General features: G+C 35.7%; 16 protein-coding genes. 9 read left to right on the top strand and 7 right to left on the bottom strand.

Annotated elements, in window-relative coordinates; translation table 11 throughout:
* Nucleotides 1-3 precede the first annotated feature (3 nt).
* The 3 genes from EGI05_RS09415 to recR are packed head-to-tail and all read right to left on the bottom strand — an operon-like array spanning nt 4 to nt 1975.
* Nucleotides 4-555, bottom strand: coding sequence for an acyltransferase (locus EGI05_RS09415; RefSeq protein WP_123262812.1), 552 nt, complete (start codon nt 553-555; stop codon nt 4-6).
* On the bottom strand, nt 552-1343 hold the full coding sequence (locus tag EGI05_RS09410) for a glycosyltransferase family 2 protein (RefSeq protein ID WP_123262811.1): 792 nt from the start codon (nt 1341-1343) through the stop codon (nt 552-554). The genes EGI05_RS09415 and EGI05_RS09410 overlap by 4 nt, the downstream gene beginning before the upstream one ends.
* Nucleotides 1344-1360: 17 nt before the next feature.
* A complete protein-coding gene (gene recR, locus EGI05_RS09405) occupies nt 1361-1975 on the bottom strand; it encodes a recombination mediator RecR (protein WP_123262810.1) in 615 nt (204 codons plus the stop codon).
* Nucleotides 1976-2089: 114 nt separating this feature from the next.
* Between recR and EGI05_RS09400 the strand changes: the two genes are divergently transcribed.
* The 6 genes from EGI05_RS09400 to EGI05_RS09375 all read left to right on the top strand — a co-directional run bounded on the left by EGI05_RS09400 (nt 2090) and on the right by EGI05_RS09375 (nt 7273).
* Nucleotides 2090-2695 carry an LURP-one-related/scramblase family protein gene (locus EGI05_RS09400; RefSeq protein WP_123262809.1) on the top strand — a complete coding sequence of 202 codons (606 nt, stop codon included), beginning with the start codon at nt 2090-2092 and terminating at the stop codon, nt 2693-2695.
* A 14-nt stretch (nt 2696-2709) separates the two neighbouring features.
* Nucleotides 2710-3204, top strand: coding sequence for a hypothetical protein (locus EGI05_RS09395; RefSeq protein WP_123262808.1), 495 nt, complete (start codon nt 2710-2712; stop codon nt 3202-3204).
* 167 nt (nt 3205-3371) lie between these two features.
* On the top strand, nt 3372-4817 hold the full coding sequence (locus EGI05_RS09390) for an aminoacyl-histidine dipeptidase (protein WP_123262807.1): 1446 nt from the start codon (nt 3372-3374) through the stop codon (nt 4815-4817).
* An 11-nt stretch (nt 4818-4828) separates the two neighbouring features.
* Nucleotides 4829-5383, top strand: coding sequence for a putative glycolipid-binding domain-containing protein (locus EGI05_RS09385; RefSeq protein ID WP_123262806.1), 555 nt, complete (start codon nt 4829-4831; stop codon nt 5381-5383).
* Nucleotides 5384-5393: 10 nt separating this feature from the next.
* On the top strand, nt 5394-5975 hold the full coding sequence (locus EGI05_RS09380) for an LOG family protein (protein ID WP_123262805.1): 582 nt from the start codon (nt 5394-5396) through the stop codon (nt 5973-5975).
* Nucleotides 5976-6142: 167 nt separating this feature from the next.
* A complete protein-coding gene (locus EGI05_RS09375; RefSeq protein ID WP_123262804.1) occupies nt 6143-7273 on the top strand; it encodes a serine hydrolase domain-containing protein in 1131 nt (376 codons plus the stop codon).
* A 54-nt stretch (nt 7274-7327) separates the two neighbouring features.
* Here the strand turns inward: EGI05_RS09375 and EGI05_RS09370 are convergent, their stop codons facing one another.
* Nucleotides 7328-7657 carry a 2Fe-2S iron-sulfur cluster-binding family protein gene (locus EGI05_RS09370; RefSeq protein WP_123262803.1) on the bottom strand — a complete coding sequence of 110 codons (330 nt, stop codon included), beginning with the start codon at nt 7655-7657 and terminating at the stop codon, nt 7328-7330.
* 12 nt (nt 7658-7669) lie between these two features.
* The gene (locus EGI05_RS09365; protein WP_121461134.1) at nt 7670-8725 is read right to left on the bottom strand and encodes an NAD(P)/FAD-dependent oxidoreductase; all 1056 of its coding nucleotides are present in this window, start codon (nt 8723-8725) and stop codon (nt 7670-7672) included.
* Nucleotides 8726-8882: 157 nt separating this feature from the next.
* Here EGI05_RS09365 and EGI05_RS09360 point away from each other — a divergent pair, with 157 nt between their 5' ends.
* The gene (locus tag EGI05_RS09360; RefSeq protein ID WP_123262802.1) at nt 8883-9653 is read left to right on the top strand and encodes a DUF3108 domain-containing protein; all 771 of its coding nucleotides are present in this window, start codon (nt 8883-8885) and stop codon (nt 9651-9653) included.
* Between the two features lie 114 nt (nt 9654-9767).
* Nucleotides 9768-12197, top strand: a complete 2430-nt coding sequence (locus tag EGI05_RS09355) for a DUF5916 domain-containing protein (protein ID WP_123262801.1) — start codon at nt 9768-9770, stop codon at nt 12195-12197.
* Nucleotides 12198-12345: 148 nt separating this feature from the next.
* On the opposite strand, the gene pheS is transcribed toward EGI05_RS09355, so the two are convergent.
* Complete coding sequence (gene pheS / locus EGI05_RS09350) at nt 12346-13356, bottom strand: phenylalanine--tRNA ligase subunit alpha (protein ID WP_123262800.1); 1011 nt, start codon at nt 13354-13356, stop codon at nt 12346-12348.
* 131 nt (nt 13357-13487) lie between these two features.
* The gene (locus EGI05_RS09345; protein WP_123263365.1) at nt 13488-14150 is read right to left on the bottom strand and encodes a YceI family protein; all 663 of its coding nucleotides are present in this window, start codon (nt 14148-14150) and stop codon (nt 13488-13490) included.
* A gap of 76 nt (nt 14151-14226) precedes the next feature.
* Here EGI05_RS09345 and EGI05_RS09340 point away from each other — a divergent pair, with 76 nt between their 5' ends.
* Entirely contained in the window at nt 14227-15162 is a 936-nt protein-coding gene (locus EGI05_RS09340; protein WP_123262799.1) for a sulfate/molybdate ABC transporter ATP-binding protein, read from the top strand.
* Nucleotides 15163-15396: the final 234 nt, after the last annotated feature.

The following is a 15396-nucleotide window of genomic DNA, read 5'->3' as shown; positions in this document are numbered from 1 at the left end:
ATCTTAGCTAAACTTTTCCCATTTACCTGTTTCAAAATCATATTTCTTTACAATTCTGGCCGGCGCTCCCACAATGACACAATAATCCGGAAACTCTCCTCTCACCACCGAATTGGCACCTACAATACATTGTTTTCCCAGCTTTGTTCCTGCCATGATGGCTGCTCCCATTCCAATATAGCAATTTTCTCCGATAATCGTATCTTTGATCACATACTCCTGGTTTACGACATGTTTACCGATCTCTTCATAATCATGATCGATATTGGTAATAAATACATTGGCTAAAATCAAAGAGCTTTTGCCAATGATGAGATTTCCTGCCGAAGTAATATGTACATTCTGTGAAATCACAACATCTTCTTGGATATGAATACTTCCCGAACGGTGCACTTCCATTCTCAAGTGCGGAAAAATTCGTACTCTTTTATCAATAAAAACTTTTCTGATTCCCATGAGAAACAATGGTTTGCCCAAATACGAAGGAAATCCAAACTTCCCAAAAAATGGTGCATACAACAATGCCCTTAATGCCCAAAAAAGTTTATATATCATAATTTACGTTTAAAAATTCTTACAACATATTTGATTTTCAAAAACAGGAAAAACAAAATGTATTCTAAGCGGCCGATCCGTTTCGAGTGATACATTTCCCGTAAATTCTTCTGTATGCCTTTTTCCATTTCCGGAAGATTAGCAGACAGTCCCGAAACACCGAAAGATCTTTTCCCACCACCGGTAAAAGCCAATTCTTCTGCTAAGATATACATATTATTGCTTTCAGAAATCCTCATCCAGTAATTTGCATCTTCCGAGTACTTTTGGGCTTCATCAAACCATCCTGTGTTTTCAAGAACTTTTCTTTTAAATAAGGCTGTAGAAGTTTGTCCATCTACCCTTAGAAGTAATTTCCTCAGTGTTATTTTAGCCAAATTATGCTGGTTTATTCGGTAAGGAAACCAGATTTTCTCCCCATTTCTCAAGGCTGTAATAAAGTCTACTTGGAGAAAGTTATCTTTTAAAAATTTCAACTGTTTTTCTGTCTTTTCAGGTAGCCACTCATCATCGGAGTCCAATAAAGCGATATAATCTCCATATGCCACCTTCATTCCTGTATTCCTTGCCTTTGAAACACCTCCATTGGGTTGATCAATGATTCTGATATTCATTTCCGGATGGCTTTCCATATATTCCTGAACCAGCTTCTTACTTTGATCTGTAGAACCGTCATTCACAATGAGGACTTCAAATTCCTGCACACCAATTGTTTGAGCTTTAATTGAATTTAAAGCATTTATAATGGTTCTTTCTGCATTGTACATAGGAATTATTACGGAAATCATTATGTTTGATTTAAGGATTAAGAACTTCCTTCATCATAAGGCAGTCTATTCATAATAGATCTTCCTAAGGAAATCTCATCAGCATATTCCAGCTCGTCTCCTACTGAAATCCCTCTGGCAATACTTGAAAATTTCACTTCAAAGCCTTTGAATTTTTTATAAATGTAATAAGCAGTAGTGTCGCCTTCCATAGTCGCACTTAAGGCAAATATGAACTCTCTGACTTTACCTTCATTCAATTTCCTCTCTATGCTCGGAATATTAAGCTGGTTTGGTCCTACCCCTTCCATCGGAGAGATTTTCCCACCTAAAATCAGGTATTTACCGGTATATTTCCCAGTATTTTCAATAGCGATTACGTCCCTTACGTCTTCCACAATACAGATCAGTTCATCATTTCTCTTAGGATTGCTGCAAATCTCGCAGGTATCAAAATCAGAAAAATTATGGCATTCTTTACAATATTTGATCTCGTTGACAAGATTAATAAGGGAATTTCCCAGACTGACTGCTCTGGAATTGGGCTGTTTTAATAAATGTAATGCTAAACGCAAAGCTGTTTTCCTGCCGATTCCGGGCAATCCTGAAATTTCATCCACTGCTTTTGCTAAAACTTTACTAGGATAATCCATAATGACAAAAATAACACAAAAAGATGAGTATTCATGGTTTATAACGCTTAAAATCACCCTCAATTCCCCATAAAATGTTATCTTTGAAAGGAAAATATGAAAAAAATAAACTAAATGGTACTTAACAATCTTAATTATCCTCTTGATTTCAAGTTTAAAATCACCACATTATCCAGCGACTTTAATATTACGGACAGAAATGGAAATTATGTAGCGTATGTCCGTCAAAAAATGTTCAAGCTTAAAGAGGATGTTATTGTATTTAATGACGAAAGCAAATCCAAAGAGCTTTTCAGGATCAAAGCCAATCAATGGATTGATTTCAATGCTTCTTATTCTTTAAATGATCTCATCAACAATAAAAACTTCGGAAGATTGGCCAGAAAAGGAATGCGTTCTCTTTGGAAATCAACGTACAATATCCTGGATGCAAATGATCAGCCTAAATTTACGGTAATGGAAGACAACGCATGGGTAAAATTCTTCGACGGAGTGGTAGGTGAAATTCCTATTATCGGGATGTTTACCGGATATTTTCTAAACCCGTCTTACACGGTAAAAGGAATGGACGGAAAAGAATATTTTAAATTAAAGAAAATGCCTTCTTTCTTTGGCAGAAGATTCCAACTGGATAGAATCATCGATATTGACGATGAAGATGAAAGCTTAGTTGTTCTTTCATTACTAATGATGGTGCTTCTGGAAAGAGCAAGAGGCTAAAAACCGCACAGACAATGAAATATATAATCATTCCCTTGTCAGCATTCATGCTGATGGCCTGTAAAAAGGACAAAGAAACAGTTTCCAATCCTTCACCTGCAGATTCCTTGAGTGTGAAGCAGGATTCCGTAACCGTTGATACTGTTGCGAGTGGGAAAATTTTAGTTGAAGTTTTTCCATTCCCAAAGGAAATTAAAGAATGTTCATGCTATTTCGCCAGAAACAAAGCCGATTTTGAAGCTGAAAAATATATTTATGCCGACGATGCCGGAAAAACAGCGTATATGAAACTGGATGGGCAAAGACTTGCTATGAACCTTATTTCTTCCAATGATATGGAAGTAGATGAAGAGCTAAGTAAAGAAATAGAAAATGAAAACTACAAGATCTCTGTAAAGGGTAAAAAAATAAAAAGTGAAGAAGCCTTATTATTCGAAGGTACTTTAACCATTGAAAAAGCCGACGGAACTATAGTATCCACTCCGATTTATGGAGAATGCGGATGTTAGAAAAGTAAAAGCGAAGAAAAGGCAAGTTTGCAATCTTATAACTATAGTTTAACGATTTGCAATTTCACGATTTTGCTTTTTTACAATTTAGCTGAATAAGAAAAAGAATGCTCCTGAATTTACGGGAGCGTTTTTTATTTTGTAATTTTGAGAAAAATAAAATTTTTATGGAATTATCCAATATAGAACCACAAATCATCTGGAAAAACTTCTCCAAACTTAATGCTGTTCCGAGACCTTCTAAAAAAGAGGGAAAAGTAATTGCGTTCATCAAAGAATTTGGGGAAAATCTGGGATTGGAAACTACTGTAGATGAAGTAGGAAATGTTATCATTAAAAAACCAGCTACTGCCGGAATGGAAAACCGAAAATCGGTTATCCTTCAGTCTCACCTGGATATGGTTTGCCAAAAGAACAATGACATCAATTTTGATTTTGACACAGAAGGAATCAAAATGGAAGTTGATGGAGACTGGGTGAAAGCAAAAGGAACCACTTTAGGTGCTGATAACGGTTTAGGAGTGGCAACTATTATGTCTATCCTGGAAAGTTCAGATATTCCGCACCCTGCACTGGAAGCTCTTTTTACGATTGATGAAGAAACAGGAATGACCGGAGCTCTGGGTTTAAAGCCAGGACAACTTACAGGAGACATCCTTTTGAACCTTGATACGGAAGAAGATGATGAGATCGATATAGGTTGTGCAGGTGGAATTGATGTAACCATTACTCAGAATTATGAAGTGGAAGCTGCAAAAGGGCAAATCGTAAGAATAGAAGTGAAAGGGTTACAGGGAGGACACTCTGGAATGGATATTCATAAAGGCCTGGGAAATTCTAATATCATTTTAGGAAGGTTGCTTTATGCGGGTCTGGAGAAAGAAAACATCCAACTTATTTCTATCGACGGAGGCGGCTTAAGAAATGCTATTCCGAGAGAAGCGGTTGCTTTGGTTTCTGTTCGGAACGCTAATGAATTCATTGAAGAGACCACTCAACTGAAAAAAGAAATCTTAGAAGAATTTGCAACGGTTGAACCTAACATTCACATTAATTTAGAAAACTCAACAAGTTCCGAAAAAGCTCTTTCTGAGGAAGATTCAAGAAAAATCATTTTAGTATTGAAATCTCTTCACAATGGAGTGTATAGAATGAGTCCGGATGTGAAAGACCTTGTAGAATCTTCCAATAACGTAGCAAGAGTAGAATTAAAAGGCGGAGAATTAAAAATCTTAAACCTTTCCAGATCATCGGTAGAATCTACAAAGAATTCTGTAGCAGAACAATTGAAATCAGTTGGAGAATTGGCAGGAATGAAAGTAGAATTCAGCGGTTCCTATCCTGGATGGAAGCCAAAGCCAGGTTCAGAAATCGTGCAGTTGATGGAGAAAATCTACACAGAGAAATTCGGTGAGAAACCTCACGTTGTAGCTTGTCATGCAGGATTAGAATGTGGAATTATTGGAGCGAATTATCCTGAAATGGAAATGGTGAGCTTTGGTCCTACCATCAGAGGAGCGCATTCTCCGGATGAAAAGGCAAACATTCCTTCCGCACAGAAATTCTGGAGTTTCACTAAGGACATTTTAGCGAATATTCCTGTTAAAAATTAAAAATCTGTTCAATGGATCCGATAATTTGGAAAGGTATACTATATCATTCTCTTGAATATTTCAATCTGATTGAAAGTGAGAAGAATTATGTGGCTACCTCAAGAATTATCGGTTCATTCGAAGATAAAATTTATTTTGTCAATTATCATATAACAATCGATAAGGATTGGCTCGTTCAAAATTTCACCATTGAATATGAAATTAATGGAACAAAATCAAAAGTTGAAGGAATAAAAAATGGAAATGACTGGGAAATTAACGGAACAAAACGTCCTGAATTTTCAAATTTCAGATACATCGATATTTCTTTAACGCCTTTTACCAATACATTACCTATCAATAATTTAAAATTATCTGAAAATCAATCCGGAGAAATAAATGTTATTTATATCAACATTTTAGAGAATATAATCAAGCCGGTAAAGCAACAATATACCCAAATAAGCAAATCCGAATATTTATATGAGAACATTCCTAAAAATTTTGAAGCAAAAATTTCGGTTGATAATTTAGGGTTAATTGAATATTATCCGGATCTTTTTGAAAAAAAACACAATATAGATTAATAAAATTATAATGAAAAGTATTACAGTATTCTGTGGGTCCAGCTTTGGCTCCAATGATATTTATAAAGAACAAGCCAGTTTACTCGGACGCACATTATCTCAACAAGATATCCAGTTAGTTTATGGCGGAGCAGATGTCGGATTAATGGGAGCTGTTGCAGACGGAGCCTTACAAGAAGGCGGAAAAGTAATTGGTGTACTGCCTTATTTCTTACAATCCAAAGAAATCGCCCATAAAAATCTCACCGAACTCATCCTCGTGGAAAGTATGCACGAAAGAAAAACCAAAATGAATGAGCTATGCGACGGAGTGATCGTTCTTCCCGGAGGTTATGGAACATTGGAAGAATTCTTCGAAATGATCACTTGGGCACAGTTAGGCCTTCATCAAAAACCCATTGCCGTTTTAAATATTGACGGCTTTTACGATGACCTGATTAAGCTTGTTCAAACCATGGTGGATAAAGGATTTTTAAAACAGGTTAACCGTGATATGCTGCTGATGAGTGATAACATTGATGAATTACTGGAGAAGATGAGAAATTATCAGGCACCTACGGTTGGAAAGTGGATTTCTAAGGAAAAAATTTAATAAAAAAATAGGTATTCATGAATACCTATTTTTTTATTATCGAAAAATTCCAGATAAAAGGCTAATTTTATCTGAATATTCAGAATTATTTCAATTGGGTAAAAAGTACTGAATACCAGAAAAGACATTCTGAAATACACCAACAACATCACAAAACAATCTGATATATGAAAACAGTTGCAAACTTTTTTTGTCTGATATTATTTTTCAGTTTCTTTTGGAGCTTTTCACAGAATCAAAATCTCTTGACAGATGGAAATATAAAAACAGACAATCCATTACAATCTGAACTTGACCTGGAAGTAGATAAATATGTAAAAAAATACTACGAAGATCCCAAAGCTGTAGGACTCTCTATCGGAATTACAATAAAAGGCAAAGATTATTACTACAATTATGGACAATTAGAATATGGAAAGCAGGTGCTTCCTAATAATAAAACCATTTATGAAATAGGTTCCATTACCAAAACATTTACAGGAATTCTCGCTGCCCAAGCTATTTTAGATAAAAAAATAAGGATGGAAGATGATATCCGGAAGTACCTTCCTGAGAATTATCCCAATTTACAATATAATAACCATCCTATTGCAATAGTACACCTAGCTAACCATACTTCAAGAATTACAAGAATTTTCCCTAATCTTTATGAAAGACAGGATTATATAGAACTTAATCCGTTCAGCAATTACTCCAAAAAAATGTTCTATGAAGGACTGAAAAATATGAAAATGGATACATTGCCAGGAGTAAAATACACCTATTCTAATATGGCCGTCAATTTATTAGGCTATATTCTTGAGGACGTCTATCATGAAAACTATTTTTCACTGGTCAGAAAATACATTCTAAAACCTCTGCAAATGAATAACACAACAGTAAGTCTTACAGATGTTGACAAAAATAATATTGCCAAAGCCCATAACAATAACAGAGAAGTAACACCCTATTGGGACTTCTCAGAATTGGTGGCCACCGGAGAATTAAAGTCCAATACCAGCGATATGATTAAATATATCAAAGCCAATATTTCCGAAAACCAATTGAATATTTCATTATCTCACAAGTATACATTTGAGGGAGAAGACGGTGCTCTTGGACTCAATTGGTTCTTTCATACGACTAAAAACGGGAATACCATGTATGAGCATACTGGTGGAACAGGTGGATCAAGAAGTTCTCTGGAATTCTTTCCCAAACTTCAGTCAGGATTTATTATATTGACCAATAGTCTTGCTAACAGAAAAATTTTAGAAAAAGATCTGTCTGCATCGGTTGAAAAAATATCCTCAAAATAAGAAACCCATCCGAAAAACTCGAACGGGTTTCTTATTAAGATTAAAAAATATTTTCTAAGGATACGGAGCAATCTCCACTTCCAGCCCTTCCATTTCTGGTATAATATGCAATTGGCATCCCAATCTGCTATTGTCCTTCACATGGAAAGCTTCCGCCAACATTGCATCTTCTTCATCGCCCATCGGTTCTAAGCCGGGATCGTTAACTACATATACCTGACAAGAAGCACACATCGCCATTCCACCACAAACCCCGATTGTCCCCTCTTCAGCTAATTCATAAGAACGGATCACTTCCATTAAGTTCATGGACATATCCGTTGGAGCAATAATATCATGGGTAATCCCCTCTCTATCGGTAATTTTTATATTGATATCAGACATAATTTTGCAAAATTAGTCAATTTTTTTCACAACAGCTTTTTCTGCTTCCTTACGGCTTCCGTCGAATCCATCTACACCACTTACTGTTGTATACTTTAATACATATTTTTTACCCGGATTCAGCCTGTTATAAACACTCTGACACATTAACGTAGCTTCATGGAAACCACACAGGATCAATTTCAATTTTCCAGGATAAGTATTGATATCTCCGATAGCATAAATACCATCAATATTCGTCTGATAATCTAAAGCATTGTTCACAACGATCGCATTTTTCTCGATATTCAGTCCCCAGTTTCCGATCTCTCCTAATTTTGGCGTTAATCCAAATAAAGGAATGAAATAATCCGTTTCAATATCATAAGCTTCCTGGCCTTCAACTTCTACTGTGATTGCTTCTACTTTACCATCTCCTTTGATCGCCGTAACCTCAGCAGGAGTGATTAATTTGATTTTTCCTTCATTTTTCAGATCCTGAACTTTCTCTACAGAATCCAAAGCTCCTCTGAACTCGTTTCTTCTGTGGATCAAAGTAACTTCGCTCGCCACATTAGACAGGAAAATACTCCAGTCCAGCGCAGAATCTCCACCTCCGGCAATCACTACTTTTTTGTTTCTGAAATGTTCAGGTTCTTTCACAAAATATTCAAGACCTTTCTCTTCATAGTCTGCAATATTTTCAATGGTTGGTTTTCTAGGTTCAAAAGTACCTAAACCTCCTGCAATAGCAATGGCTTTAGCTCTGTGCACAGTTCCCTTGTTGGTAATCACCTCAAACCATTCATCATCTACTTTAGTATAAGAAACCGCTGTTTCACCTAAGGTAAACCCTGGCTGAAACTGCTTGATCTGTTCCATTAAATTATCTACCAATTCCCCTGCATTTACCGATGGATAACCCGGAATATCAAAAATAGGTTTTTTAGGATAAAGCTCTGCCAATTGTCCTCCCGGTTGAGGAAGTGCATCTATGATATGGCACTTCATTTTAAGTAAACCTGCTTCAAACACAGCAAAAAGCCCGGTTGGCCCGGCTCCTATGATCAATATATCGGTAGTTATCATAATAATAAGATAATTTAATTATATGTGTAACTGCAAATTTACTAATTTTAATGCGAAGCATATTTAATTGAGTCTAAATAAAAACCTGAGATTTATCAAATATCACCAAAAAGAATAAAGATGTTAAATTTGGCAACCTTTTTGTAAAATTCAAATTATGAAGAAAATTTTAAATATCATTGCAATATTCATATTCAGTTTTGGCTTTGGCCAGATAGACAATATTGCAGACGGAGAATCCATCACATTTAGAATTCATTACGGATTTTTGAATGCAGGAACAGCGAACCTGACGACTCAAAAAACCAACTATAAAGGAGTCCCTCATCTTTATGCAAAAGGAACCGGACAAACAACCGGTGCCGTAAAAGCTTTCTTCAAAGTGGAAGACCTGTATGAAAGTTTTATTAACATCAATACCGAGTTACCGAGTTTTTATGTAAGGAATGTAAAAGAAGGTGGCTATCGTCAACATTTTGAAACTACGTTCAATCATGATAATAATACGTTGATTTTAACGGATAAAAAGAATCCTGCCAATGGCTCCAAAGTCATCAAATCTGTGAAAGGAGTCCAAGATATGCTTTCATGCTTTTATTTCCTGAGAAGTAAAAGTCCAAGTGAGCTAAAAGTTGGAACCGTAATCAATATGAATGTTTGGATTGATGATGAGATGTTTCCTTTTCAGCTGAAAGTAATAGGAACGGAAAACCTGAAAACAAAATTCGGAACCATCAATTGTTTAAAAATCATTCCGTCTGTGAAAAGCGGTAGGGTTTTTAAAGAGAAAGAAGGGGTAACAATGTGGGTTTCAAATGATGCTAATCATATTCCGGTCTTATTAAAAGCAGAATTGGCTGTAGGATCATTAAAAGCAAGTATTGACAGTTATAAAAATGTAAAATATCCCTTAAAGTTTACAAAATAATAGATCCCTACTCAAAAAATAATAAATGTCTGTAAAAAATTACAGACATTTTTTGTGTTTGAAATGTAACAGTTGACTGAATTGGATTGTCATGTCTATATAACGCTAAGAAACATGAAATCCAGTCTCCTCACTATTATATTATTATTCTCTTTTTCTTTCTTGTATTCACAGAAAAAAGAACAGGATAATATCACCAGAAAAAAAATTACCATTACTAAAACAACATCATCCCCAAAAATTGATGGTATTCTTGATGATCCGGAATGGCAGAACGCTCCGATAGCAACTCATTTTATTGAAAGAAATCCAAATAATGGAAAGCCACAGGATGATTCCATAAAAACAGAAGTGAGGATTTTGTATGATGATACGGGAATTTATTTCGGGGCTCAGATGTATGATCCAACTCCCCAGAAAGTAGCCAAAGAACTCACAGAGAGAGACGGAATTAATAATGATGATTTTTTCGGGGTTACTTTGAACGGATATAACGATAAACAACAAAGTCTTGAATTTGTAGTCACCGCTGCCGGAGTTCAGTTTGATGCTAAAATCACCAGCGATGGTGAAGATGAATCCTGGAATTCAATTTGGTATAGCGGAGCCAAAATTAATGATAAAGGCTGGTCTGCTGAAATTAAAATCCCTTACTCTGAATTAAGATTCCCAGACAGCAATGTACAGGAGTGGGGAATGAATATGTTCCGCAGAATCCAAAGGATAAAAGCCTCTTATGACTGGAATTTTGTAGATAATCAAAAGAATTCTTATACGCTGTTTGACGGGGTTTTACAGGGCATTGAAAACATCAATCCTCCTACCCGGTTATCTTTCACACCTTATTTTTCTACCTATGTGAATAATTTTGACGGAAAAACCACTTCCAGCTTCAATGGCGGAATGGATGTAAAATATGGAATCAATGATGCTTTTACGTTTGACATGACTTTAATTCCCGATTTCGGGCAGGCCAATTTTGATAATTCAATTTTAAACTTAACTCCTTTTGAACAACAGTTTTCTGAACAAAGAACGTTTTTCACAGAAGGAACAGAGCTTTTTAGTAAAGGCGGTATGTTCTATTCCCGAAGAGTGGGTGGTGAACCTACAGGATATCCGGTTACCAATGAAAAGGAAGAAGTGTTGGAATATCCGTCAAAAGTAAAGCTGTTTAATGCTTTCAAAATTTCAGGAAGGACCAAAAGCGGATTAGGAATAGGATTTTTCAATGGGGTAACCCAGAAAATGGAAGCAACCATCATTAATTATGAAACTGGTGAAAAGAGAAAAGAGGTTGTGGAACCATGGACGAATTACAGCGTTTTGGTATTTGATCAAAGATTCAACGGAAATTCTTCTGTTTCTTTAGTGAATACCAATGTAACGAGAGACGGCAACTTTCGCGATGCCAATGCAACCGGCATTCTCTGGGACATCAACAATAAGAAAAACACCTATAAAACCTTTGGAAGCCTAAAAGGAAGCTGGGTAATGAACGGTGAAACAAAATTCGGGACCCGCGGAGAAGCCGGACTTGAAAAGATTGCCGGGAAAAACCGTTTTTCACTGAACGGAAATGTAACCACCAAAGACTGGAATATCAATGACCTTGGATTTTCCACCAAGACCAATTTTGCCAATTATAATGCATGGTATGGCTACAGGATTTTACAACCGACTGAGAAATTCAATAATGTTTATCTCAATTTCAATATCAATTATTATCATAGACTGGAACCTTTTATATTTTCGAATCTTATCTTCAATAATAACAATAGCTTCACAGATAAAAAGTTCAGAGTTTTCGGAGGAGGAATTGAATTTACACCTTTCGGGCAGAATGATATTTATGAACCCAGAACTTTCGGAAGGCATCTTAAGGTTCCCGGATATTTTGATTCATGGGTATGGTTTGAAAGTGACAGCAGAAAGAAGCTTCAGTATAATTTTACCGTAGATTACTATGCGTTTAACGAAAAAGGAAGAAATCAGGTTTTCACCAATTTCGGACTTCGCTACCGGTTTTCAGATAAATTCAATGTGCATTGGACTTTTAATCCCAGCTTCAGTAATAATGAAACAGGTTTTGCAGGGAAAAATGACACGGATATTTTTATCGGAAGAAGGCAAAGAAATACTTATGAAAATGCATTAACCTCAAAATATACTTTCAACGAAAAAATGGCTTTGTCTTTAGCTTTCCGCCACTATTTCTCGGATGTTACCTACAAACAATTTTATACGCTTAATCAGGATGGAAGCTTAACAGACACCGCTCTTTTTGATAAAAACTTAAACGGAACCTACAATGCATGGAATGTTGACCTAAGATTTTCATGGTGGTTTGCTCCGGGAAGTCAGTTGACATTACTCTACAGAAATGCCACCTCCAACTATCTTGAAACTTCAAGGCTAAGTGTAAAAAACAATTATGATGTTCTTTTCAATGAACCGATGGTGAATAATTTTTCTTTAAAGCTGACTTACTTTTTAGATTACAACAGAGTGAAAAACTGGACGAAAAAGAAAACTAAAAGTTAACAGAAGGATAAGGATTATATTTTAACACAAAAATTTTTAACCTTTTGGGGTTATACACATAACTATAAAAATCAGTTTTTAATTACGTTTTGTTTCTTAGGTCAGTAATTAAAAACAAAAACCTCCGGAATTCCGGAGGTTTGATTTTTTATAATGTTTTAAATTGCTCTAGTGTTCTGATATCATTCTCAAAGAACATTCTGATATCGCTCATTTGATAAAGAAGCATTACGATTCTTTCAATACCCATTCCGAATGCATACCCTGAATATTTTTCAGCATCAATATTCACGTTTTTCAGAACAGCAGGGTCTACCATTCCACAACCCATGATTTCCAACCAGCCCGTCCCTTTTGTAATTCTGTAATCGGTTTCGGAGTTTAATCCCCAATATACATCAATTTCTGCACTTGGCTCTGTGAACGGGAAATAAGAAGGTCTCATTCTGATTTTAGACTTTCCGAAAAGTTCCGTTGTAAAGAACTGGATCGTTTGCTTTAGATCTGCGAAACTTACATTTTCGTCAATATACAATCCTTCAATCTGATGGAAGATACAGTGAGAACGTGAAGAAACGGCCTCATTTCTGAATACTCTTCCCGGGGATAAAATCCTGATAGGAGGTTGGTTTTGCTCCATATAACGGATCTGTACCGAAGAAGTATGAGTTCTTAAAAGGATATCCGGATTCTGCTCAATAAAGAACGTATCCTGCATATCTCTTGCCGGGTGATATTCCGGAAGATTAAGAGCCGTAAAGTTATGCCAGTCATCTTCAATCTCCGGTCCATCTGCAACAGCGAACCCGATAGATTTGAAAATTTCAATAATTCTGTTTTTAACCAGGTTGATCGGGTGTCTTGAACCTAGATCCAGCGGAAAGGCAGGTCTCGTAAGATCTTCTTTCTCTACAACAATAGAAGATTCAGAAGCATTTTTTAAATCTTCTAATTTTACAGCTACTGCTTGTTTCAGAGAATTAATTTTTTGTCCAAATTCTTTTTTCTGGTCATTGGGAACTTCTTTAAATTTCTCAAAAAAATCATTCAGAACTCCTTTTTTCCCATTATACTTAATTCGGAAATTTTCTATTTCCTCTTTTGATGTAGCATTGAAACTGTTTACTTCGACTAATAATTCTTCTATCTTTTCTATCATTGTCTTACCCTTTCAAAAATGTTTTGCAAAAATACGGTTTTTCGGTGTAATAATTTTCTTTATTTTTCATAAAAAATCTGCCCCTTTATCGGAGGCAGACTTCAATCACTTATTTCACTTAAATAAAAAAATTATTTTTTTTCTAAAGCTTTGATATTGATCTGAAGAGTCACCTCATCCTTAATCACCCCATTCTCTGCAGGAGCCTGGAATTTCACACCAAACTCTTCTCTTTTAATATCTTTGGGCTCAGTGGCAATGCTTACTTCTCCTCCTTCTTTCACAGAAACATTGGCCTTAAACTGAGTAGGTTTTGTAATTCCTTTGATCGTTAAATTACCGTCTAAAAGAGTATTGTAATCTCCTTCTGTAGCAGGGGTAACTTTAGTAATTTCATAAGAAGCCGTCGGGAATTTATCTACTTCAAAAAAATCTCCACTTTTCAGGTGACCATTTAATTTCCCTAACTGTTCCGCATCATCTTTCAAATCAACAGAGGTTAAAGAACTCATATCCGCAACAAACTTTCCACTTTCAAGCTTCCCGTCCTTCACGGTTACATCACCACTTTCAAATTTAATGGTCCCGAAATGGCTTGTGCTTTCGGATTTAAATATTTTATATCCCTTCCACTCCACTTTACTGTTTAAAGTATCCACTGTATACTGGACCCCTTCTTTCGTAGTCGTCACTTCATTATTTTCGCTGGTAAGAGGTTTATCTTTATTACAGGAAATGGTAACAGCTGCGATAAAAAGGCCGGAAATAGCCAGGGAAAACAGTTTTTTTCTCATTTTTTGATATGTTTTTAATACTCCCGCTAATATAATAAAAAATTTTATTATTTTGTAAAAATAGTACATTTGTAATATGCTATTAGAAATAAACAATCTTCATTTTTCATATTCTAAAGAAAAGCCCCTGTTTCAGAACCTCAATCTGAAATTTGAAGAGGGCAAAATCATTGCATTGGCAGGAGAAAGCGGATGCGGAAAATCCACATTATTAAGTTTGATTTACGGTCTTTTAGACTGGGAAAGCGGTGAAATTATCTTCAATGGTACTCCACTTTTAGGTCCGAAAGGAAACCTGGTTCCCGGAGAAGCCGAAATGAAATTTGTTGCCCAGAACTTTGACCTGATGCCCTATGCTACCGTGGCTGAGAATGTGGGGAAATTTATTTCAAACATCAATTTAACCAAGAAAAAAGAAACCGTCCAGGAACTTTTGGAAGTGGTGGGATTGGAAGAATTTGCTTCTACTCTTCCTAAATATCTAAGTGGCGGACAACAGCAAAGAGTGGCCATTGCAAGAGCGCTTTCCGTGATGCCTAAACTGCTTATCCTCGATGAACCATTCAGCAATCTTGATTTTTCAAGAAAAATAGAGCTTCGTGAAAGACTTTTCCGATATGTGAAACAAAATAATATCTCACTGATTATCTCCACCCATGAACTCCAGGATATTATTCCATGGCTGGATCAGGTCGTGATTCTTCAAAACGGAAGACTGATCCAAAATGACCATCCGGAAGAAACCTATAAAAGGCCTTACAATACATATGTAGCCAAACTTTTCGGAGAAGTGAATATTTTTACTGAGGAGGAGATTTCAGATTTTGGACTTACAAAATTCTCTTTCTATCCGCATGAGATCAAAATTTCCGATATAGGAATGGACTCCGAACTTTTGGAAAGCCGGTTTGCAGGGAATCATTACTGGAATAAAATCAGCGTGAAAAATAAAGAATTAGTGGTTTACACGGATAAAAAACTGGAAAATCCAATTAAGGTTTCATTTGTATAAAGGTAAAATTGCAAAACATTAAAATTGCTAATTTGTCTTTTCGCAGTTTTGCAATCAGTCCATAACCATCACATTTACTATCAGTTATTGTTAATTTGTGGATAAAAATCTATAAATAAAAAGTATAGTTTTTAAAACTTTTCCTTACATTTGTAATTCTACAGTATAAGGAAATTTTTGGTTAATTCTCTTTCTGCCTTTAAGACGAAAATTAGCAGCACTGCAATCTAGTCT

The sequence above is a fragment of the Chryseobacterium daecheongense genome, assembly GCF_003729955.1.
GTDB classification, from domain to species: domain Bacteria; phylum Bacteroidota; class Bacteroidia; order Flavobacteriales; family Weeksellaceae; genus Chryseobacterium; species Chryseobacterium daecheongense.
This window is presented reverse-complemented; position numbering and strand designations above follow the sequence as displayed.